Origin of the sequence: Pseudomonas sp. FeS53a (assembly GCF_000931385.1) — a bacterium.
Lineage (GTDB): Bacteria > Pseudomonadota > Gammaproteobacteria > Pseudomonadales > Pseudomonadaceae > Metapseudomonas > Metapseudomonas otitidis.
The window spans coordinates 1-17,939 of the sequence record NZ_JYFT01000048.1 but is presented as its reverse complement, the minus strand read 5'-3'; the positions used below and the strand labels follow the sequence as shown (position 1 = coordinate 17,939).

Annotated in this window: 21 protein-coding genes and 1 pseudogene; 20 read left to right on the top strand and 2 right to left on the bottom strand. The window is 69.8% G+C overall.

Annotated elements, in window-relative coordinates; all coding sequences use genetic code 11:
- Positions 1–195: 195 nt before the first annotated feature.
- The 20 genes from flgB (at position 196) to SZ55_RS14000 (ending at position 17,105) form a co-directional block, all read left to right on the top strand.
- Entirely contained in the window at positions 196–555 is a 360-nt protein-coding gene (flgB, locus tag SZ55_RS14095; RefSeq protein ID WP_044407025.1) for a flagellar basal body rod protein FlgB, read from the top strand.
- Between the two features lie 2 nt (positions 556–557).
- Positions 558–986 (top strand): flagellar basal body rod protein FlgC, encoded by a 429-nt coding sequence (gene flgC, locus SZ55_RS14090; RefSeq protein WP_044407022.1) that lies wholly within the window; start codon positions 558–560, stop codon positions 984–986.
- Positions 986–1,645 (top strand): flagellar hook capping FlgD N-terminal domain-containing protein, encoded by a 660-nt coding sequence (locus SZ55_RS14085; protein ID WP_044407020.1) that lies wholly within the window; start codon positions 986–988, stop codon positions 1,643–1,645. The genes flgC and SZ55_RS14085 overlap by 1 nt, the downstream gene beginning before the upstream one ends.
- Before the next feature lie 20 nt (positions 1,646–1,665).
- Positions 1,666–2,850, top strand: a complete 1,185-nt coding sequence (flgE, locus tag SZ55_RS14080) for a flagellar hook protein FlgE (protein ID WP_044407017.1) — start codon at positions 1,666–1,668, stop codon at positions 2,848–2,850.
- Positions 2,851–2,860: 10 nt separating this feature from the next.
- Positions 2,861–3,592, top strand: a complete 732-nt coding sequence (locus SZ55_RS14075) for a flagellar basal body rod protein FlgF (RefSeq protein ID WP_044407014.1) — start codon at positions 2,861–2,863, stop codon at positions 3,590–3,592.
- A 31-nt stretch (positions 3,593–3,623) separates the two neighbouring features.
- Positions 3,624–4,409, top strand: a complete 786-nt coding sequence (flgG, locus tag SZ55_RS14070) for a flagellar basal-body rod protein FlgG (RefSeq protein WP_044407011.1) — start codon at positions 3,624–3,626, stop codon at positions 4,407–4,409.
- An 8-nt stretch (positions 4,410–4,417) separates the two neighbouring features.
- Positions 4,418–5,089, top strand: a complete 672-nt coding sequence (flgH, locus tag SZ55_RS14065) for a flagellar basal body L-ring protein FlgH (protein WP_044407089.1) — start codon at positions 4,418–4,420, stop codon at positions 5,087–5,089.
- Positions 5,090–5,101: 12 nt separating this feature from the next.
- Positions 5,102–6,205 (top strand): flagellar basal body P-ring protein FlgI, encoded by a 1,104-nt coding sequence (locus SZ55_RS14060; protein WP_044407008.1) that lies wholly within the window; start codon positions 5,102–5,104, stop codon positions 6,203–6,205.
- Positions 6,206–6,214: 9 nt separating this feature from the next.
- A complete protein-coding gene (locus SZ55_RS14055) occupies positions 6,215–7,189 on the top strand; it encodes a lytic transglycosylase domain-containing protein (RefSeq protein ID WP_052807600.1) in 975 nt (324 codons plus the stop codon).
- Positions 7,186–8,550, top strand: coding sequence for a flagellar hook-associated protein FlgK (gene flgK, locus SZ55_RS14050; RefSeq protein ID WP_044407005.1), 1,365 nt, complete (start codon positions 7,186–7,188; stop codon positions 8,548–8,550). The genes SZ55_RS14055 and flgK overlap by 4 nt, the downstream gene beginning before the upstream one ends.
- 10 nt (positions 8,551–8,560) lie before the next feature.
- Positions 8,561–9,475 carry a flagellar hook-associated protein FlgL gene (gene flgL, locus SZ55_RS14045; RefSeq protein WP_044407002.1) on the top strand — a complete coding sequence of 305 codons (915 nt, stop codon included), beginning with the start codon at positions 8,561–8,563 and terminating at the stop codon, positions 9,473–9,475.
- 13 nt (positions 9,476–9,488) lie between these two features.
- Positions 9,489–10,529, top strand: a complete 1,041-nt coding sequence (locus SZ55_RS14040) for a hypothetical protein (RefSeq protein ID WP_044406999.1) — start codon at positions 9,489–9,491, stop codon at positions 10,527–10,529.
- Between the two features lie 417 nt (positions 10,530–10,946).
- Complete coding sequence (gene fliD, locus SZ55_RS14035) at positions 10,947–12,272, top strand: flagellar filament capping protein FliD (protein WP_044406996.1); 1,326 nt, start codon at positions 10,947–10,949, stop codon at positions 12,270–12,272.
- Positions 12,269–12,667: a flagellar export chaperone FliS gene (gene fliS, locus SZ55_RS14030; protein ID WP_044406994.1), complete on the top strand. Its 399-nt coding sequence runs from the start codon at positions 12,269–12,271 to the stop codon at positions 12,665–12,667. The genes fliD and fliS overlap by 4 nt, the downstream gene beginning before the upstream one ends.
- On the top strand, positions 12,651–12,965 hold the full coding sequence (locus SZ55_RS14025; RefSeq protein WP_044406991.1) for a hypothetical protein: 315 nt from the start codon (positions 12,651–12,653) through the stop codon (positions 12,963–12,965). Before fliS ends, SZ55_RS14025 begins: the two co-directional genes overlap by 17 nt.
- 3 nt (positions 12,966–12,968) lie before the next feature.
- A complete protein-coding gene (locus SZ55_RS27110) occupies positions 12,969–13,958 on the top strand; it encodes a flagellar hook-length control protein FliK (protein ID WP_052807599.1) in 990 nt (329 codons plus the stop codon).
- Between the two features lie 18 nt (positions 13,959–13,976).
- The gene (locus SZ55_RS14015; RefSeq protein ID WP_044406988.1) at positions 13,977–14,450 is read left to right on the top strand and encodes a flagellar basal body-associated FliL family protein; all 474 of its coding nucleotides are present in this window, start codon (positions 13,977–13,979) and stop codon (positions 14,448–14,450) included.
- Positions 14,451–14,460: 10 nt separating this feature from the next.
- Positions 14,461–15,195 carry a FliA/WhiG family RNA polymerase sigma factor gene (locus SZ55_RS14010; protein ID WP_044406985.1) on the top strand — a complete coding sequence of 245 codons (735 nt, stop codon included), beginning with the start codon at positions 14,461–14,463 and terminating at the stop codon, positions 15,193–15,195.
- Between the two features lie 9 nt (positions 15,196–15,204).
- A complete protein-coding gene (gene motA / locus SZ55_RS14005) occupies positions 15,205–16,077 on the top strand; it encodes a flagellar motor stator protein MotA (protein ID WP_044406983.1) in 873 nt (290 codons plus the stop codon).
- The gene (locus SZ55_RS14000) at positions 16,074–17,105 is read left to right on the top strand and encodes an OmpA family protein (protein WP_044406981.1); all 1,032 of its coding nucleotides are present in this window, start codon (positions 16,074–16,076) and stop codon (positions 17,103–17,105) included. The genes motA and SZ55_RS14000 overlap by 4 nt, the downstream gene beginning before the upstream one ends.
- On the opposite strand, the gene SZ55_RS13995 is transcribed toward SZ55_RS14000, so the two are convergent.
- Together SZ55_RS13995 and SZ55_RS13990 are read right to left on the bottom strand one after the other, a co-directional pair.
- A complete protein-coding gene (locus SZ55_RS13995) occupies positions 17,042–17,548 on the bottom strand; it encodes a hypothetical protein (protein ID WP_044406976.1) in 507 nt (168 codons plus the stop codon). The genes SZ55_RS14000 and SZ55_RS13995 overlap by 64 nt on opposite strands.
- Positions 17,545–17,939, bottom strand: a pseudogene (locus SZ55_RS13990) (hypothetical protein); the annotation flags it as partial. The pseudogene SZ55_RS13990 and the gene SZ55_RS13995, both read right to left, overlap by 4 nt.

Here is a 17,939-nt window from a genome sequence, read left to right as displayed (position 1 = left end):
ACGAGGAAGAGGACGGAAGTGAGCCTTCCCGCGCAGGCACGGGTGGCGTTCGAAAGCGGAAGCCCGGGACGATTCTGGTTGGCTGATGAATTCATTCAACTGACTGAAAAACAAGAGAATTTTAGGGTGTGCCCGAACCCGGCACGCTTCCTGCGATAGGGCATCCGTACCCATCCGTGAGGAGGCCGAGGGCCCATGAGTATACGAATCGAAGACAGCCTGAGGGTTCACGCCCAGGCGCTGGAATTGCGCATGCAGCGCAGCGAAATCCTCTCGTCGAACCTGGCGAACGAGTCCACCCCCGGCTTCCGGGCCCGGGATTTCGATTTCGCCGAGCAGATGCGCCAGGGCGCCGAGTACCGCCTGCCGGGCCTGGAGGACCAGGCGCCGAGGTTGAAGTACCGCGTGCCGTTCAACCCCTCCCTGGATGGCAACAGCGTGGAGCAGGGCGTGGAGCAGGCGGAATTTTCCCGCAACGCCATGGATTTCCAGACAAGCCTGACCTTTCTCACCATGAAGTTCCGAGGCCTCAAGCAGGCCATCGAGGGCCGTTGACCATGTCCTTCGACGCCATCTACCGCATCGCCGGCTCGGCCATGAACGCCCAGACCGTGCGCCTCAACACCATCGCCAGCAACCTGGCCAACGTCGAATCCGCCGCCGGCAGCCGCGAGGCCGTGTACCGGCCGCGCAAGCCGCTGTTCGCCGCCATCTACGAGAACGGCGAGCTGTCCCGCCCGGCGGGCCTGGGCGGTGCGCGCGTGCAGGTGCTGGACGTGATCGCCAGCCAGGCCGAGCCACGCCGGCGCTACGAGCCCGGCAGCCCGCTGGCCGACCGCGACGGCTACGTGTTCTACCCGGACGTGAACCCCATCGAGGAGATGACCGACATGCTCTCCGCCTCGCGCGGTTTCGAGACCAACGTCGAGGTCCTCAACCGCGTCAAGAGCATGCAGCAGGGCCTGTTGCGCCTGGGAGAAGCCTGATGAACCGCATCGACAACGAAACCGCCAGCCGCACCCCGGCCGGTCGCGAGGTGCAGGCCAACCCGGCCTTCGACCTGCGCGACGTGGCCCAGATGGAGAACACCTTCATCACCCTCATGAGCGCGCAGATCCAGAACCAGGACCCGACCAACCCCGCCGACAGCAGCCAGTACATCAACCAGTACGCCAACCTCGCCCAGGTGCGCAGCATGGCCAACCTGACCCGTGTCGCCCAGGGCAGCCTGGTGCTGGTGGACAACCTGCAGACCCTCACCGCCGCCGGGCTGGTGGGCCAGCAGGTCAAGGTCGCCAGCGACAGCGTGACCCTCGCCGGCCGCGTGATCGAAGGCGAGGTACGCCTCACATCCCCCTCGGGCAGCACCCAGCTGGAGCTGGTCAGCGAGAGCGGCCGGCGCACCACGCTGCAGCTCGGTCCCCAGCAGCCCGGCCGCGTGCCCGTGCGCATCGACCCCGCCGCCCTCGGCCTGCCCGAGGGCCGCTACCGCCTGGAGGTGCGCACCGACAGCGGCGAGATGCCGCCGGTTGAGCTGGCCGGCCGCGTGGTGCAGGTCCGCACCAGCGCCACCGGCCCGGTGCTGGAGGTGGCCGGCCTTGGCCAAGTGCCCTTCTACAACGTCGTCGAATTCGGCGGCGCCTGATCGTCCCTGTGAGGTAGACCATGAGCTTCAACATCGCCCTGACCGGGCTGAATGCGGTGAACCAGCACCTGAACGCCGTCAGCCACAACATCGCCAACTCCGCCACCACCGGCTTCAAGTCCTCCCGCGCCGAGTTCGCCAGCCTGTATTCCTCCGGCCAGCCCATGGGCGTGGAGGTGCAGGCGGTGACCCAGAGCATCAGCCTGCGCGGCTCCATCAACGCCAGCGGTCGTGACCTGGACCTGGCCATCGGCGGGGGCGGCTTCTTCATCACCCGCAGCGCCGGTGGCGAGACCCGCTACACCCGCGCCGGCATGTTCGGTACCGACGAGCAGGGCTACCTGACGGCGGGCGGTGGCCGGCTGCAGGGCTACCCGGTGGATGCGGCCGGCGTGCTGCAGGCGGGCGTGCTGGGTGACCTGCAGCAGAAGACCGGCAACCTGCCGGCCCAGGCCAGCAACCGGGTGGACTTCGCCGCCAACCTCGACGCCAACGCCACCCCGCCCAAGGTCACCCCCTTCGACCCGAGCAACCCGGACACCTACACCTGCACCCAGACCACGCCGGTGTATGACTCCCAGGGGAAAAAGCACAGCTTCACGCAGTACTTCATCAACACCGGCAGCAACCAGTGGGAGGTGCGCTACTTCGTCGACGGTGCCGGTGTCGGTCCCGCCCAGCCCCTGAGCTTCAGCACCAGCGGCACCCTGGCCGCCCCCGTGGGGCCGGTGACCATCACCCACCCGCTGCCCGGCGTCGAGCCGCTGAACCTGGCTCTCAGCTACGCCGGTTCCACCCAGTACGGTTCGCCCTTCGTCATCGGCACCAACCGCGCCAACGGCTATGCCACCGGCGAGCGCACCGGCATGGCGGTGGAGAAGGACGGACGCCTCTACGCCACCTTCAGCAACGGCCAGCGCCTGCTGGAAGGCCAGCTGGTGCTGGCGGGCTTCACCAACCCCGGCGGGCTGGCCAACCAGAACGGCACCAGCTGGAGCGAGACCAGCGCCTCCGGCACGCCGCTGCTGGGCACGCCCAACAGCGGCCAGTTCGGCCCCATCAGCAGCAAGGCCCTGGAGGGCTCCAACGTCGACCTCACCCGCGAGCTGGTGGGGCTGATGGAAGGGCAGCGCAACTACCAGGCCAACACCAAGGTGGTGAGCACCAACAAGGAACTCATCCAGGCGCTGTTCGCCGCCGTCTGAGGAACACGCCATGGACCGACTGGGCTACACCGCCATGACCGCCGCGTACCGCACCCAGGCCGCCCTGGACGTACGTGCCAACAACCTCGCCAATGTCAGCACCCCGGGGTTCCGCGCCGACCTGGAGCGGGCCGAGGCCGTGGAGGTGCCGGGCACCGGTTACGCCAGCCGCCACCTCGCCCGGTTGCAGCCGAGCGGCCTCGACCTCAACCCCGGCCCGCTGATGGCCACCGGGCGCGACCTGGACCTGGCCATCCGCGGGCCGGGCCTGATCGCCGTGCAACTGGAGGACGGCCGCGAGGCCTACACCCGCCAGGGCAGCCTGGCCGTGGACGCCGAAGGCCGCCTGAGCCTCGGCGGCCGGCCGGTGCTGGGGGACGGCGGCCCGCTGCAGCTGCCTCCCTACGACCGGCTGTCCATCGGCAGCGACGGCACCGTCTCGATCCAGCCGCGCGGCGATTACCTGATGGCCGAGGTCGGCCGCATCAAGCGTGTCGACATCCCCGCCGCCGGCCTGCGCAAGGACGCCACCGGCCTGCTGGTGACCGTCGACGGCACCCCGGCCGCCGACAGTGAGACGGTGCAACTGGCCGCCGGCTACCTGGAGGGCAGCAACGTCTCGGCCATCGAGCAGCTCACCGGCACCCTCGGCCTCAGCCGCCTGTTCGAGACCCAGGTGAAGCTGCTCAAGGCCGCCGACGACCTCGCCGCCAACGGCAACCGCATGATCCGCGGCGCCTGAGCGCGCCGCCCCCACACCAAGGAGAACCCCCATGAGTTCCGCCCTCTGGGTCAGCAAGACCGGGCTCGCCGCCCAGGACACCGCCCTGGCGGCGGTGGCCAACAACCTGGCCAACGTCAACACCGTCGGCTTCAAGAGCGACCGCGTGGTCTTCGAGGACCTGTTCTACGCCATCGAACTGCCCCCCGGCGCCCAGGCCGACCAGGTCAACACCGTGCCCTCGGGCATCCAGCTCGGCAGCGGGGTGCGCGTGGCCGGCACGCAGAAGGTGTTCACCGAAGGCAACATGCAGCCCACCGGCCAGCCGATGGACCTGGCCATTGTCGGGCCCGGCTTCTTCCAGGTGGAGTCGCCCAACGGCGAGACCTGGTACACCGAGAACGGCCAACTGCAGCTCAATGGCGAGGGCATGCTGGTGACCGCCCAGGGCCTGCCGCTGCTGCCGGCCATCCAGGTGCCCGCCGGGGCCACCCAGTTCACCGTCAGCCGCGACGGCCTGGTCACCGCTGTGCTCCCCGGGGCCGCCCAGCCCAGCGAGCTGGGGCAGATCATGCTCGCCAACTTCACCAACCCCGGCGGCCTGGAGGCCCTGGGCGGCAACCTCTACAAGGAGACGGTGGCCAGCGGCGAGGCGGTGGAGGGCGTGGCCGGCCAGGAAGGCCTCGGCGACATCAAGCAGAAGGTGCTCGAAGGCTCCAACGTGCAGGTGGTGGAGGCCATGGTCAGCATGATCGCCATCCAGCGTGCCTACGAGGCCAACGCCAAGGTGCTGGATGCCGCCTCCGGCATGCAGCAGTTCCTGAACCAGACCGTATGAGCACCGTGATGCGCGTCCTGCTGTTGCTGCTGCTGCTGATCGCGACGCTGGTCTCGGGTGGCTGCCAGAGCGCCCGCGAGCTGCTGCCCGACGAGGACTCCTCCGCCTTCCAGCCGCCGGAGCTGGACTACGCCCGGCAGCCGGCCACCTCCGGCGGGCTGTTCCGGTCCGGCTACGGCGGCTCGCTGCTGCGCGACAAGCGCGCCATCGGCGTCGGCGACATCGTCACCGTGGTGCTGGACGAGTCCACCCAGTCCAGCAAGAGCGCGGGCACCAGCTTCGACAAGAGTTCCTCGCTGAACATCCCCCTGCCGACCCTGCGCAACCGGCCCTACAACCGGCTGAACAACCAGGCCAGTGCCGAGCGCGACTTCTCCGGCTCGGCCAAGAGTTCCCAGCAGAACACCTTGCGCGGCGCCATCGCCGTGACCGTGCACCGGGTGCTGCCGGGCGGGGTGCTGCTGGTCAAGGGCGAGAAGGCCCTGCGGCTCAACCAGGGTGACGAGTACATCCGCCTCACCGGCCTGGTGCGCATCGACGACATCGACCGCGACAACCGCGTGTCCTCCCAGCAGGTGGCCAACGCGCGGATCTCCTACGCCGGGCGTGGCGTGCTCAACGACAGCAACAGCGCCGGCTGGCTGACCCGCTTCTTCACCTCCCCCCTGTTCCCCCTCTAACGGAGTGCCCCCATGCGCATCCCTGCCACCCTGTTGCTCGGCCTGCTCGGGCTCGCCTGGCAACCCGCCAGCCTCGGCGTCCCGCTGATGGACCTGGTGGACGTCGAAGGCGTTCGCGACAACCAGCTGCTCGGCTACGGCCTGGTGGTGGGGCTCGACGGTACCGGCGACAAGAACCAGGTGAAGTTCACCAACCAGTCGGTGGCCAACATGGTCAAGCAGTTCGGCATCAACCTGCCGCCGGGCACCGACCCCAAGCTGAAGAACGCCGCTGCGGTGATGGTCACCGCCAGCGTACCGCCCGGCTACGGGCCGGGGCAGACCCTGGACGTGACCGTGTCGTCCCTCGGGGATGCCAAGAGCCTGCGCGGCGGGCTGCTGCTGATGACGCCGCTGCAGGGCATCGACGGCGAGGTCTACGCCGTGGCCCAGGGCAACCTGCTGGTGGGCGGCATCAAGGCCGAAGGCCAGAGCGGTTCCAGCGTCACCCTCAACAGCCCCACCTCCGGGCTGATCCCCAATGGCGCCAGCCTGGAGCGCAGCATCCCCAGCGACTTCGCCGAGCGCCCCGAGGTGCTGCTGAGCTTGCGCGAGCCCGGCTTCCAGAGCGTCAGCCGGGTGGTGGAGTCGCTCAACCAGACGTTCGGCGACAACACCGCCAGTGCCCTGTCCTCGGCGCGGGTGGCCGTGCGCGCGCCGGTATCCGCCAGCGCCCGGATGGCCTTCATGGCACAGCTCGAAGAACTGGAAGTGGACCCCGGTCGGACCCGGCCCAAGGTGGTCTTCAACAGCCGCACCGGCACCGTGGTGGTGGGGCAGGGGGTGCGGGTCAAGGCCGCCGCCGTGGCCCACGGCACCCTCAGCGTGACCATCAGCGAGAACCCCCAGGTCAGCCAGCCGGCGCCGCTCTCCGGCGGGCAGACCACGGTCACCCCCAACTCCGAGGTGGACGTGGAGCAGCAGACCAACCCGATGTTCAAGTGGCCCGAAGGCACCACCCTGGAAAGCATCATCGACACCGTCAACCGCCTGGGCGCCACCCCCGACGACATCATGACCATCCTCCAGGCGCTGCAGCGCGCGGGGGCCCTGAACGCCGAACTGGTGGTGATCTGAGGAGGCCCCATGGCATCGACCCTTCCCCCTTCGCTGACGCTGCGGGCCGGCCGGGACCTGAACCCGGCCCGTGCACCGCGCAGCCAGCTGCAGGCCGCCTCGGAGGACTTCGAGGCGCTGTTCCTCCAGCAACTGCTCAAGGAGATGCGCAAGGCCGGCGATGTGCTGTCCGAAGGCAACCCCCTGCGCAGCCGCCAGCTCGACACCCTGCGCGACCTGCATGACGAGGCCCTGGCCCGGCACCTGGCCGGCAGCGGCCAGGCCGGCATCGCCGGGCTGCTGGTCAGCCAGCTCGGCGGCGAGCCGCCCGAGCCCGGCGCAGTGCCTGCTGCACCGGCCGGGCACCTGCCGCCCCCCATGCCGACCCCGGCGCAACCTGCCCGCAGCCGGGCCATGGGCACCTGGCTGGCGGGGGCCGCCGGGCTCGCCGCCAGCGCTGCCACGCCGCTGTCGACCCTGGCCCGGGGCAGCGCAGGGCTCCGCGCACTGGTGGGCAGCGTGGTCCGTCACGAGTCCGCCGGCGACGCGCGAGCGGTCTCGGCCAAGGGCGCCCTGGGCCTGATGCAGCTGATGCCGGACACCGCCCGGGACATGGCCCAGGCCCTGGGGCTGCCGTTCGACCCGCAGCGCCTGCTGGACGACCCCGGCTACAACCTGCGCCTGGGGCGCGCCTACCTGGAACAGTTGCTGGCGCGCTACGACCAGCAGCCGGCCCTGGCCCTGGCCGCCTACAACGCCGGGCCCGGCCGGGTGGACGAGTGGCTGCAGCGCTTCGGCGACCCGCGCCTGGGCGAGGTGTCCACCGAGGCCTGGGTGGAGTCCATCCCCTTCGCGGAGACCCGCGCCTACACCCGCAGCATTCTCCGCGACCTTAACGGCCCGAGCCGGCCGGTCGCCCCTTCTCCCGTAAGAGGCAATCCGCCGGCCCACTCGGCGGCCTTCGCCCCCAGCATCCGAACCGGGCACGAGGAGAACGACGCGTGAGCCTGATCAGCCAGATCGCCCTGACCGGCCTGCAGGCGAGCCAGATCGCCCTGGCCGCCACGGCGCAGAACACCGCCAACCGCAACACCGCCGGCTACAGCCGCCTGGACCCGGTGCTGCAGTCGCGGGTCGGGCAGGGCACCTCTCCAGGTGCCGGCGTCGACGTGGCCGCCATCCGCCGCATTGCCGATGCCTTCCAGAATCGCCAGCTGTGGCGCGCCGGTGCCGAGCAGCAGCTGCAGGCGGGCGCACGGCCTTACTTCCAGGCCGTGGAAAGCCTCCTGGCAGGCGAGGGCTCCAACATCAGCAAGGGCCTCGACCAGTTCTTCGCCGCCGTCAGCGAGGCCAGCGCCACCCCGTCGTCCCAGGCCCTGCGCCAGCAGTTGCTGACCGAGGCGGGCAACCTGGCGCAACGTTTCAACAGCCTTTCCAAAGGCCTCCAGGCCCAACTCGACGGCCTGGCTGCCCAGCGCGAGGCGGTGGTGGTGGACATCAACGCGCTCACCGCCAACCTGGCCCTGATGAATCGCCGCATCACCGAAGCGAAGGCCGTGGGCGGCGACATCGCCACCCTGCAGGACCACCGCGACGAGATGGTCAGGGCGCTCGGCAAGCATGTACGCCTGCAGGTCCGCGAGAGCGCCGAGGGTGCCTACGACATCGCCCTGGACAGCGGCCAGCCGCTGGTGATCGGCGGCACCCCCAGCCGGTTGGAGGTGGTGCGCGACGGTGATGGCCGCCAGCGCATCGAACTGCAGTTCGCCACCACCCGTGCCGGCCTCTCTCCCAATGGCCTGGGCGGCACCCTGGGGGCGCTGCAGACCAGCGAAACGCAGTTGCTGCGGCCCAAGCAGGCGTTGCTGCGGGAAATGGCCGGAGCCTTCGCCAGCCGCGTCAACGACGTGCTCACCACCGGTTACGACCGCAACGGCGACCCGGGCCAGCCCCTGTTCCGTCACCAGCCGGGCAGCATCAGCCAGCTGCTGGTGCTGACCGGGATCACCCCTGACCAGTTGGCGTTCTCCGACACCCCCGGCGAGGCCGGCAACAACCGCACCCTGCTGGCGCTGTTCGAAGTGCGCCGCCAGCCGGTGCTGCTCGGTGGCTCGTCCACCACCTTCAACGAGGCCTACGCCGGCCTGCTCGGCCAGGTGGCCAGCGCCAGCCGGCAGAACCAGAACGACCTCGCCGCCGCCACCCAGGTGACCCGGCAGGCCCAGGCGCTGCGTGACGGCACCAGCGCGGTCAACGACGACGAGGAGGCCGCCAACCTGATGGCCTACCAGCAGGCCTACCAGGCCAACATGAAGGTGATCGCCACTGCCAACACCCTGTTCGACGCCATGCTGGCGAGCTTCTGAGGAGATCCCCATGCGTGTCACCAATGCCCAGACCCGCGCACTGATGGGCGAAGCGCTCAACCGCAATGGCCTGGAAGTGGGGCGGCTGATGCAGCAGGTCTCCAGCAACCGGCGCATCCTGCAGCCCTCCGACGACCCCATCGCCAGCGTCCGCCTGCTGCGCAACGCACGGGAGGAGGCGGGCCTGGCCCAGTACCGGCTCAACATCGGCAGCGTCTCCTCCAGCCTCGGCGCCCAGGAGACCCAGCTGCGCTCGACCTCGAATGCCTTGCTCAGCATCCGAGACATGCTGCTCTGGGCTCGCAACGGCACCCACTCCGAGCAGGACCTGGGCGCCATCGCCGGGGAGATGAAGACACTGGAAGGCTTGCTGGCCAACCTGCTCAACAGCCGCGACGAGTCCGGGCGGTACCTGTTCTCCGGCACCCGCATCGACCAGCCGGCCCTGCTGCAGGACCCGGCCACCGGGCGCTACAGCCCCGGCGGCAATGCCGGCGTACGCCAGGCCGTGGTGGGCAGCGGCGTGCTGCTGGACGAGAACGTCACGCTGCTGGCCATGCTCGGTCCCGACCTGCCGGTGCTCAATGGCCTGCACGCGTTGCAGCAGGCCTTTCTCGCCCCCGGCATGCAGAGCGGCGACCCGGCCCTGGTGAAGCAGACCGGTGAGCTGCTGGATGTGCTCGACCGCAGCCTCGACGGCGTGCTTGCCGCCATCACCGAACTGGGAGGGCGGCAGGGCACCCTGGACCTGCTCACCCAGGCCAACGAGGACCGCTCGCTGGTCAACCAGCGGCTCGAGTACGACCTTTCCCACCTGGACTACCCCAGCGCCACGCTCGACCTGGAGAACTACAAACTGTCGATCAAGGCCAGCCAGAAGACCTACCTGGCGATCCAGGACCTGTCCCTGTTCAACCTGCTCTGACCGAGGCCGAACCATGAAGGTCGACCCCACCGCGCTCTCACCCACCACATTGCCGCCCCCCCGTGAGCGGCAGCAGACGCCGGCAGCCCAGCCCACCAGCGCCCCGTCGCGCACGGTGGCGCCCGACCGCCCGACGCCGCGCAGCCCGGCCCAGCGCTCACCCGGCAAACCGTCCAGCTTCAACCTGCAGCTCAACCAGCAACTGAGCCAGATGCAGGCCACCGATCAGTATCTGGGCGAGCTGGCCGGACGCCTCGACCACCTCAAGCTCAACCTCGGCCGCGAACTGGCTGCCTCGCGCCCCGCCGACCGCGAAACCCTGCGCCAGGCCACCCGCGAGGTGAATGCCCTGCTGCAGCAACGCGGTGCGCGCACCGCGCAGTCCCTGGACGCCGACCTGCGGCTGCGTCTTGGCGAGCCCGTCCGCAGCCGCTTCCGTCTGGAGGGGCTGGACTCCCTGGAGGCCATCCGCGCCGCCGGTCGCGAAACCCTGGTGTTCAGCTTTACCCGCCAGCCGGGCGAAGCCCTGGCGGTGGCCCTGGATGAAGGGCTGGCCCCGGAACAGGTGCTGCGCCGCTTCAACCAGGGCCTCGGCGCTGCCGGCCTGCGCGCCGAGCTGGACAGCGACGGCGCCCTGCGCTTCAGCGCCCCCGAAGCCCAGTGGCGCACCCTGCAGGACCAATTGCAGGTGCAGGGGGAGGGCGGCCTGTTCCCCCGCGAACGGCGCGGCCTGGCCAGCCGCGAAGAGGGCCTGCAGGCCCTGGCCGAACCCCACGGGCAAAGCCCCCGGGAGCTGCGCAGCCTGCTCGACTCCGTGCTCGGTGTGCTGGAGCGCATCGACACCCTGCGCGACCAATTGGCCCAGCGGCAGGAGGACATCCGCGAATTCCTCGCCCAGGCCGACGCCCGGGACGAACGCCAATGGGCCCAGGTCTTCGCCCGCTCCCTGTACGACCTGATGGGCCAGGGCCCGGACGCCTACGGCGCACTCGCCCAGGCCGTGATCGCCCAGGCCCAGCTCTCGCGCTTCACCGTGGTCAGCCTGCTGGCCTGAGGTTGCTCCTTGCCCGCCCCGGTGTTTGAGCCGCGCCGGGTGCGGGCTTTTTTATGCCCCCGCCAGACTCGTCAGCCTGCCCAGCTTCCTCGCCCTCGTTCCTTCTGCATCTGCTGCTTCTGTTCGCGCCGACAGGCGCTGCGTCGTTCTCGTCCATTTGCCAGGGGCGCCTCCGCACGTGCGACTTTGCTGCCGACCTGCTTCCTGGGAGAACCCGTCAGCACGTCCGCCAGTGGTTGGCGGATAGACGCCGAAACAGGAAACAAGCGGAAACCTGCATTCCTCTGGGGACGTGCGCCCGCCTTGCCGAGCTTCCTCCGCAAAAGGCTGGAAGCCCCGTGATCCGTGGCTTTCAGTAGTTGGCATCGGCCTTGCTCCGGCGCTGGTCACCATTGCCAGTTCCAAGGAGCCATCCCGATGAACATCGATACCGAATACGCCCGTCGCCAGGCCACCCAGTTGGCCACCTTCGAGGTGCAGGCAGCCCGGGCGCGGGCCAATCGCAGTCAGCAGGCCTACCGTGCCCAGGGCGATGCGCTGGCGAACCTCGACAAGGCGCTGCGCACCTTCAGCACGGCGATCCGCGAGTTCAAGAGCGAGACACGCCCGATCCTGGCCAACGAGGCCGTGTTCAGTCAGGAGGGCCGGGCGACGGCCCAGGTCGGGGCGACTGCCAGCACGGGGCGCTACAGCTTCTTCGTCGAGCGCCTGGCCAGTGCCCACCAGGTGGCCCTGGAAGGGCTGACGGCGGACGGCATCGGCACCCAGGGGGTGCTGACCCTTCAGCAGGCCGGCAAGTCCTACAGCCTGGACCTGGCCAGCGTCGACCGCGACGGTGATGGCCGCAACAGCCCCGAGGAGCTGCAGCAGGCGCTATCCACGACCCTGGCCGGCAGTGGCATCAGCACGACGCTGGTACGGGCGGACGGCAAGCTGTCCCTGGTGCTCAGTGCGCGGGAAAGCGGTGCTGCGCAGGCGATCAGCCTGTCCCTCCAGGGGGGCTCCGGCCCGCTGGCGGCCGCTGTTGCCAACCCGCGGACCCTGGCCGAGGCACGGGACGCCCAGGTCCGCCTGGGGGGCGAGGACGGTCTGTTGCTGACCCAGCCGACCAACCGATTCGACGGTGTGGTGGAGGGGGTTTCGCTGACCTTCACCCAGGCCCACCGCCCGGGGGAAAGCCCGCTGCAGGTCACCGTGCGCCGGGACGAGAAGGGTACCCGCGAGCGCGTGCAAGGCTTCATCGATGCCTTCAATACCTTGCTGGGCAGCTTCGACAGCCTCACCGCGAGCGGCGGAAGTGACGGCAGCGGTCGCGGGCCGCTGGCCGGTGACGCCACCGTGCGCAGCATCGAAAACCGGCTCAATGCCGTGCTGCGCAGCGGCTTCGGGGGTCGCAGCCTGGTGGAGTACGGCGTCAGCGCCGACCGCAACGGCAAGCTCACGCTGGACACCAAGCGCCTTGAGAAGGCCCTGGCCGAGCAACCCAGGGAGCTGGACAAGCTGTTCCGCGAACCCGGACGCCTGGTGGAAAGCCTGGAGCGCAGCCTCACGCCCTACATCGGCAGCACGGGTCAGCTGAAGAGCCGCCGCGATGCCATCGCCAGCAACATCCGTCGCATGGATGGCGTGTTCGAGAGCCTGCAGCGGCAGTACGACACCTCCTACCAGCGCTACCTGCGTCAGTACACGGCGATGGCCCAGGCCCTGGCCTCGATGCAGCAGACCGGGGGGCTGTTCGCATGAACGGGTTCAACCTGGACGACAGCTACGGCGGCTACCGCGCCGTGGACCTGGAGGCCCGCACCGCCGCCGCGGCCCCCTACGAGTTGGTGCTGGTGCTGTTCGACGGCCTGCTGGACGAGCTGGCCCGCGCCCGTGGCCACATCGAGGCGCGCCAGTACCAGCAGAAGGGCCAGTCGCTGGAGAAGTGCCTGAACATCCTCAACGGCCTGTCCAGCGCCCTCGACTACGAGGCCGGCGGCGAGCTGGTGCAGGGCCTGGCGCGACTCTACGACTACTGCATCTATCGCCTCTCCGAGGTCAGCGTGTCCCTTTCCCTGGAGGGGCTGGACGAAGTGGTGCGCCTGCTGGGCGTGCTGCGCGAAGGCTGGGAGGGGGTCAATGCCACTCGCCGCTGAACACCGCCGCCTCTCGGCGCTGGCCGATCGCCTGGTGCAGGTGCTCACCGGCCACGAATGGGAGGCCCTCGCGCCCCTGGATGCCCAGATCGCCCGCTGCCTCCATGCACTGCGCCAGCAGGGGCACGTCGGCGTCGCCGACTGCCTGGTGTGCCGCCGCATGCGCCGCCTGCACCAGCAGGCCCAGCGGGATTGCCGCACGGAGCTGCGCCGCCTGGAGCGCCAGCTCAGCCATGACCTGGACGCCGCCGAGGGCCGCCAGGCCTACCTGACCACGGATTGCCAAACCGGAGCCTGACCCATGGACATCAACACCCTGGCGCCGCCCCCCAGCGGGGCGGAGCAAGCCCCTGCCTTGCCGAGCGCCGCCCGTGCTACCGACGAGCGCCCCGAGGCCGTGGAGGCCTGGGACCCGATCCTGGCGCTGCTCGCCCGGGAGGCGCCACCCCCGATGGCACCCGTCGTGGACGAGGCAGCGGGTAGCGCCCAGCCCGCCGAGCTGATCGACCCGGCCTCGCTGCTGGCCCTTGCCCAGGGCCAGCGTGACCTGCAGGTAACCCTGCGGGACCCGGTACGCCATGACATGCCGGAGGGGCTGAACGAGCGCCTGGCCTTGCCGCGACAGCGCCCGACCCGGGCTGGGGAGGCCATGCCTGCCCAGACGCTGCTGCCCGAGGGTGAGCCCGTACCCGTTCAGATGGAACCGAGCACCCGCGAGCGGCAGGACTCGGCCCCCGGGCGCCTGCCCGTCGAGGCCAGTCTGCGCGAACCGCTGCTGGAGCTGCCTCGGTTTGCCCCCTCGCCCGGGCGGCCGACCCAGGTGGCCGAGACCACGGCGGAACGACCGCTGGAGCGCACGGTGCACCTGCCCGGCCCCCAGGCGCGCTGGGGCGAGCAGATGCTGCAGGCCCTGCGTGACAGCGTGGAGCTGCAGCTGGGCCAGCGCAGCCAGAGTGCCCGGCTGCGCCTGGACCCGGCCGAGCTGGGCAGCCTGGAGATCGTCCTGCGCCAGGAAGGCGGCCAGCTCAGCGTGCAGATCGCCGCGTCCCAGGGCGACGTCGCGCGCCTGCTGCAGCAGGGCAGCGAGCGCCTGCGCCAGGACCTGGCCGGGCAGCAGGGCCTGCCGGTCAGCGTCTCGGTTTCCACCGAGGGCGGCTCCGGGCAACCGGGCCGCGAGCGGCATGGGCGCGATGACGGCCCCGCCGTGCTGGCGATCCACGCCAACCCCCTCGACACCCAACGCCAGAGCGCCCGCCACGATGGCCGGGACGACGTGCTGGCAACCGTCTGATTCACCGAGTGAGGTCCCATGTCCACCAACCGCCTGATCCTGCTGATCTTCGTGCTCAACGCCGTGGCCGTCGCCGCCGGCGTTGCGGTCAACCACCTGCTGGTGCAGTCGGCCCTGGCCGCGCTGCCCTTGGGTGGCGAGCCCCGCGAGGAGGTCGAGAAGAAGTCCGAGCCCTCCGTCGAGTTCGTCTTCCTGCCGGTGGAGAAAATCATCCTCAGCCTGCCGGGGCGCGAGCGCGAGCACTACTTCGTGCTCGACGTGGTGCTCCAGGGCCCGGCCGGCACCGACAAGAAGAAGCTCGAGCAGGTGGTGCCGATGGTGCGCAGCTCGGTCGCCGCCAACCTCTCCACCCTCCAGGCCGACGAGTTGCGCGCCCTGGGCTTCGAGGCCCTGCGCCAGCGCCTCGAGGAGGGACTCAACGCCGACTTCGCCGCGCGCAATGCCGCCAAGCCCTTCGACAACCTGCTGGTCAGCAAGCTGATCGCCCAATGAGGTCGCCCCCATGCACGCCATTCTTCCGCTCGATACCGACCAACCCGATTTCACCGCCGGCCCGCGCCGGCACTCCGCCGAGGCGGAGCAGCGCTGGCTGCTGCAGTACCTGCCGCTGGTCAAGCGCATCGTCCGCCAGCTCGCACTCCAGGCCAGCCAGGTGATGGACCGCGAGGACATGGAACAGATCGGCCTGATGGGCCTGCTGGAGGGGCTGCGCCGCTACGGCGAGCCGGATGCGCAGTTTCCGCGCTTCGCCTCCCTGCGCATCCGCGGCGCCATCCTCGATGAACTGCGCCGTCTGGACTGGCGGCCGCGCCAGTTGCGCCAGCAGACCCACCGGGTGCGTGATGCCATCCGCGCCCTGGCCCGGCAACTGGGGCGGGTGCCCCGCGAGGCGGAGATCCTCGCCGCCACCGGGCTGGATTGCGCGGCCTATCAGGAGCACCTGCGCGCCGAGTGCGGCGAGGCCATCGAGAGCCTCGACGTGCTGCTGCAGGAGCAGCACCTGCAGTTCGCCGGCGAGACCCCCGGCCCGGAGGCCCGCGTGCTGCAGGAGCGCCTGCTGAGCCAGGCCCTGGCCCAGCTCAGCGAGCGCGAGCGCCTGGTGCTGACGCTGTACTACCAGCAGGACCTGAGCCTGAAGGAGATCGCCCTGGTGCTCGAAGTCACCGACGCGCGGGTCTGCCAGCTGGTCAAGCAGGCGCTTGGCCGCGCCTGCCAGTTCCTCACCGAAGCCGCCTAGGTCCCGACCATGCAGAAGATCATTGGAAGCCTGATCATCGTGGCCTGTGTTCTCGGTGGCTACGCCATGGCCCACGGCGACATGCGGGTGCTCTGGCAGCCGTCGGAGATGGTGATCATCCTCGGCGCCGCGCTCGGTGCGCTGATCGTCGCCAACCCCAAGGACGTGCTGGTGGAGATGTTCGCCCAGCTGAAGACGGTGTTCACCCAGGGACCTCGCGGCGAGGAGTTCCAGCGCCAGTTGCTGATGCTGCTGTACGAGCTGCTGGAGATGGTCGACGCGGGTGGCCTGAAGGTGCTCGACGAGCACATCGAGGCCCCGGAGCAGAGCGAGCTGTTCGCCCGCTACCCGCTGATCCTGCGGGAGGAGCACCTGATGTTCTTCATCGCCGACAACTTCCGCCTGATGGCCATGGGCAAGATCAGCGCCCACGAGCTGGAGGGTTTTCTCGAGCAGGAGCTGGAGGCGATGGAGCACGCGTTGCTGCAGCCCTCCAAGTCCTTGCACAAGGTCGGTGAGGCGATGCCGGGCTTCGGCATCCTCGCCGCGATCATGGGGATCATCATCACCATGGGCAGCATCGGCGGTTCGGTGGCCGACATCGGCAACCACGTCGCTGCGGCCCTGGTGGGCACCTTCCTCGGCATCTTCTTCTGCTACTGCCTGATGGACCCGCTCAGCAACGCCATGGGCCAGCGGGTGAAGACCGAGCTGTCGGCCCTGGAATGCGTGCGCACCACCCTGGTCGCCCACGTCGCCGGCAAGCCCACGCTGCTGGCGGTGGACGCCGGGCGCAAGCTCATCGAGCAGGACGTCAAGCCGCCCTTCAAGCAGCTGGAAACCTGGGTCAACCAGTACGAAGAGGAGCGCAGCAAAGCATGAGCCGCAGCGGCGACAAGGCCCACGGCCATGAAGTGATCATCAAGCGCAAGGGCAAGAAGGGGCACCACGACGAGCATGGCGGGGCCTGGAAGGTGGCCTTCGCCGACTTCACTCTGGCGATGATGGCGCTGTTCATGGTGCTCTGGATCGTCCAGCCCCAGGCGCGCTCCCAGAGCCCGAGCGCCGGGGAGCTGATGCTCAACCCGATGGTGGATGGCGGTGCCGGCGTGTTCGACGGCACCAGCCGGCTGCCGCTGGACCTGGAAGGCCGCCCGGCTTCCCTGGCCCCGCGCCGCGAGCCACCGAAGAAGTCCGAGGACTCCCCAGCACCCCGGGCCGAGGCTGCTCCTGCCGAACGCAAGGTGGCCGAAAGCCGCCCTGAAACCACGGCGGCGAAGGACAAGGAGGCATCCAGGTCGCCCCAGCTGTTCCGCACGGTGGAGGACCTGGAGCGCCTGGCGCAGATGATCCGCGACATGGCTGGCGAGGTGGATGCCCTGGCCAACCTGGAGGTGGACGTGGTGCCCCAGGGCCTGCGCATCCTCATCCACGACGACCAGCGCCGGGCCATGTTCGCCCGTGGCAGCGCACGGCTGGAGCCGCACTTCACCGGCCTGCTGCAGGCCCTGGCGAAGGTGTTGGCGGGGGTGGAGAACCGCCTGATCCTCAGCGGCCACACCGATGCGGTGCCCTATCGGCAGTCCGGCTACGACAACTGGAACCTGTCCGGCGACCGGGCCCTGCAGGCGCGCAATGCGCTGCTGGGCGGCGGGCTGCCAGCACAGCGGCTGCTGCAGGTCGCTGCCCAGGCCGACGTCATGCCAGTGCGGCCCGAGGCACCGGAGGATGGCGCCAACCGCCGCATCGAGATCCTGCTGCTGACCGAACACGCGGAGCGGCTCTATCGGGAGCTGTTCGGCGACAGCTATGCCCAGGCACGTGTCGGCGCCGGAGGTGTGCGCTATCAGGGGCCTGCCAGCCCCTCCACCGAAGTCATGGGGGGCGGGGTGGGCGAGTCCACCCGGTAGGGGCAGATGACCCGATGGGTCTCGATGCCATAGAAACAACCGGCCACGGGCAGCACATGGACACGTGCCCCGGGCTGGGTATGACGCAGCAGGGTGTAGGCCAGCTGGCCGTCCACCCCGTGTGTATCACCGGCCACGCCACCGTGCTCGACCTTCACTTCGATCGCCCCCAGCCAGTCCACTTCCACCCGCCCGGCCACCACCAGCACGCCGGTGCGGTCCTGCTTGATCGTCGAGTAGAAGCGCCCGTCGTGCAGCATCGAGGTGTGGGTGATCGGCATCACCCGGCCATCGGCCAGCACCGCCTCGCCCTGGACCTTGAAGCAGCCGGTGGCGGGCAGGTGGGGCTGGCGCTGCCAGGCGACCAGCCCGGTGCCGACGAGCAGGGCCAGTGCCACCAGCGGCACGCCCCGTAACAGGGTGCGGTCGAGACGCCGGATCATTGCAGGCACCTCCGCCACTGCTGGTCGGAGACCCGTCCCACCTGGTCCTGGTGGACCATCAGCCAGTTGGCGCGGCCGTCCGGCTGCAGGCAGATCACCTCATAGAAGTCGGCACTGCTGTACATCAGCAGGTCCGCCGGGCGACGTGCCACGCGCGCGAGCTGGTCGCGAAAGATCAGGGCATTGCGCTTGAGCTCCGCCAACTGCTGGGCGTTGTCCTCCACCAGGAGGATGTCCAGCTGGCCCAGGCGCAGCGTCTCCGTGGCCATCGCCCGCAACTCCGGCGGCTGGTACACCTGCACCGCACCGATCAGTGACAACCCCAGTACACCGGCGCCCAGTGCCACGGGCAGGCGTTGCCGCCAAAGGCGGAGCGCCGAGCGTGCATGCG

Bases quoted from the DNA above. Each gene is read 5' to 3' on its own strand.
- flgB (WP_044407025.1), top strand. From the start codon at position 196: ATGAGTATACGAATCGAAGACAGCCTGAGGGTTCACGCCCAGGCGCTG.
- flgC (WP_044407022.1), top strand. From the start codon at position 558: ATGTCCTTCGACGCCATCTACCGCATCGCCGGCTCGGCCATGAACGCC.
- SZ55_RS14085 (WP_044407020.1), top strand. From the start codon at position 986: ATGAACCGCATCGACAACGAAACCGCCAGCCGCACCCCGGCCGGTCGC.
- flgE (WP_044407017.1), top strand. From the start codon at position 1,666: ATGAGCTTCAACATCGCCCTGACCGGGCTGAATGCGGTGAACCAGCAC.
- SZ55_RS14075 (WP_044407014.1), top strand. From the start codon at position 2,861: ATGGACCGACTGGGCTACACCGCCATGACCGCCGCGTACCGCACCCAG.
- flgG (WP_044407011.1), top strand. From the start codon at position 3,624: ATGAGTTCCGCCCTCTGGGTCAGCAAGACCGGGCTCGCCGCCCAGGAC.
- flgH (WP_044407089.1), top strand. From the start codon at position 4,418: ATGCGCGTCCTGCTGTTGCTGCTGCTGCTGATCGCGACGCTGGTCTCG.
- SZ55_RS14060 (WP_044407008.1), top strand. From the start codon at position 5,102: ATGCGCATCCCTGCCACCCTGTTGCTCGGCCTGCTCGGGCTCGCCTGG.
- SZ55_RS14055 (WP_052807600.1), top strand. From the start codon at position 6,215: ATGGCATCGACCCTTCCCCCTTCGCTGACGCTGCGGGCCGGCCGGGAC.
- flgL (WP_044407002.1), top strand. From the start codon at position 8,561: ATGCGTGTCACCAATGCCCAGACCCGCGCACTGATGGGCGAAGCGCTC.
- SZ55_RS14040 (WP_044406999.1), top strand. From the start codon at position 9,489: ATGAAGGTCGACCCCACCGCGCTCTCACCCACCACATTGCCGCCCCCC.
- fliD (WP_044406996.1), top strand. From the start codon at position 10,947: ATGAACATCGATACCGAATACGCCCGTCGCCAGGCCACCCAGTTGGCC.
- fliS (WP_044406994.1), top strand. From the start codon at position 12,269: ATGAACGGGTTCAACCTGGACGACAGCTACGGCGGCTACCGCGCCGTG.
- SZ55_RS14025 (WP_044406991.1), top strand. From the start codon at position 12,651: ATGCCACTCGCCGCTGAACACCGCCGCCTCTCGGCGCTGGCCGATCGC.
- SZ55_RS27110 (WP_052807599.1), top strand. From the start codon at position 12,969: ATGGACATCAACACCCTGGCGCCGCCCCCCAGCGGGGCGGAGCAAGCC.
- SZ55_RS14015 (WP_044406988.1), top strand. From the start codon at position 13,977: ATGTCCACCAACCGCCTGATCCTGCTGATCTTCGTGCTCAACGCCGTG.
- SZ55_RS14010 (WP_044406985.1), top strand. From the start codon at position 14,461: ATGCACGCCATTCTTCCGCTCGATACCGACCAACCCGATTTCACCGCC.
- motA (WP_044406983.1), top strand. From the start codon at position 15,205: ATGCAGAAGATCATTGGAAGCCTGATCATCGTGGCCTGTGTTCTCGGT.
- SZ55_RS14000 (WP_044406981.1), top strand. From the start codon at position 16,074: ATGAGCCGCAGCGGCGACAAGGCCCACGGCCATGAAGTGATCATCAAG.
- SZ55_RS13995 (WP_044406976.1), bottom strand. From the start codon at position 17,548: ATGATCCGGCGTCTCGACCGCACCCTGTTACGGGGCGTGCCGCTGGTG.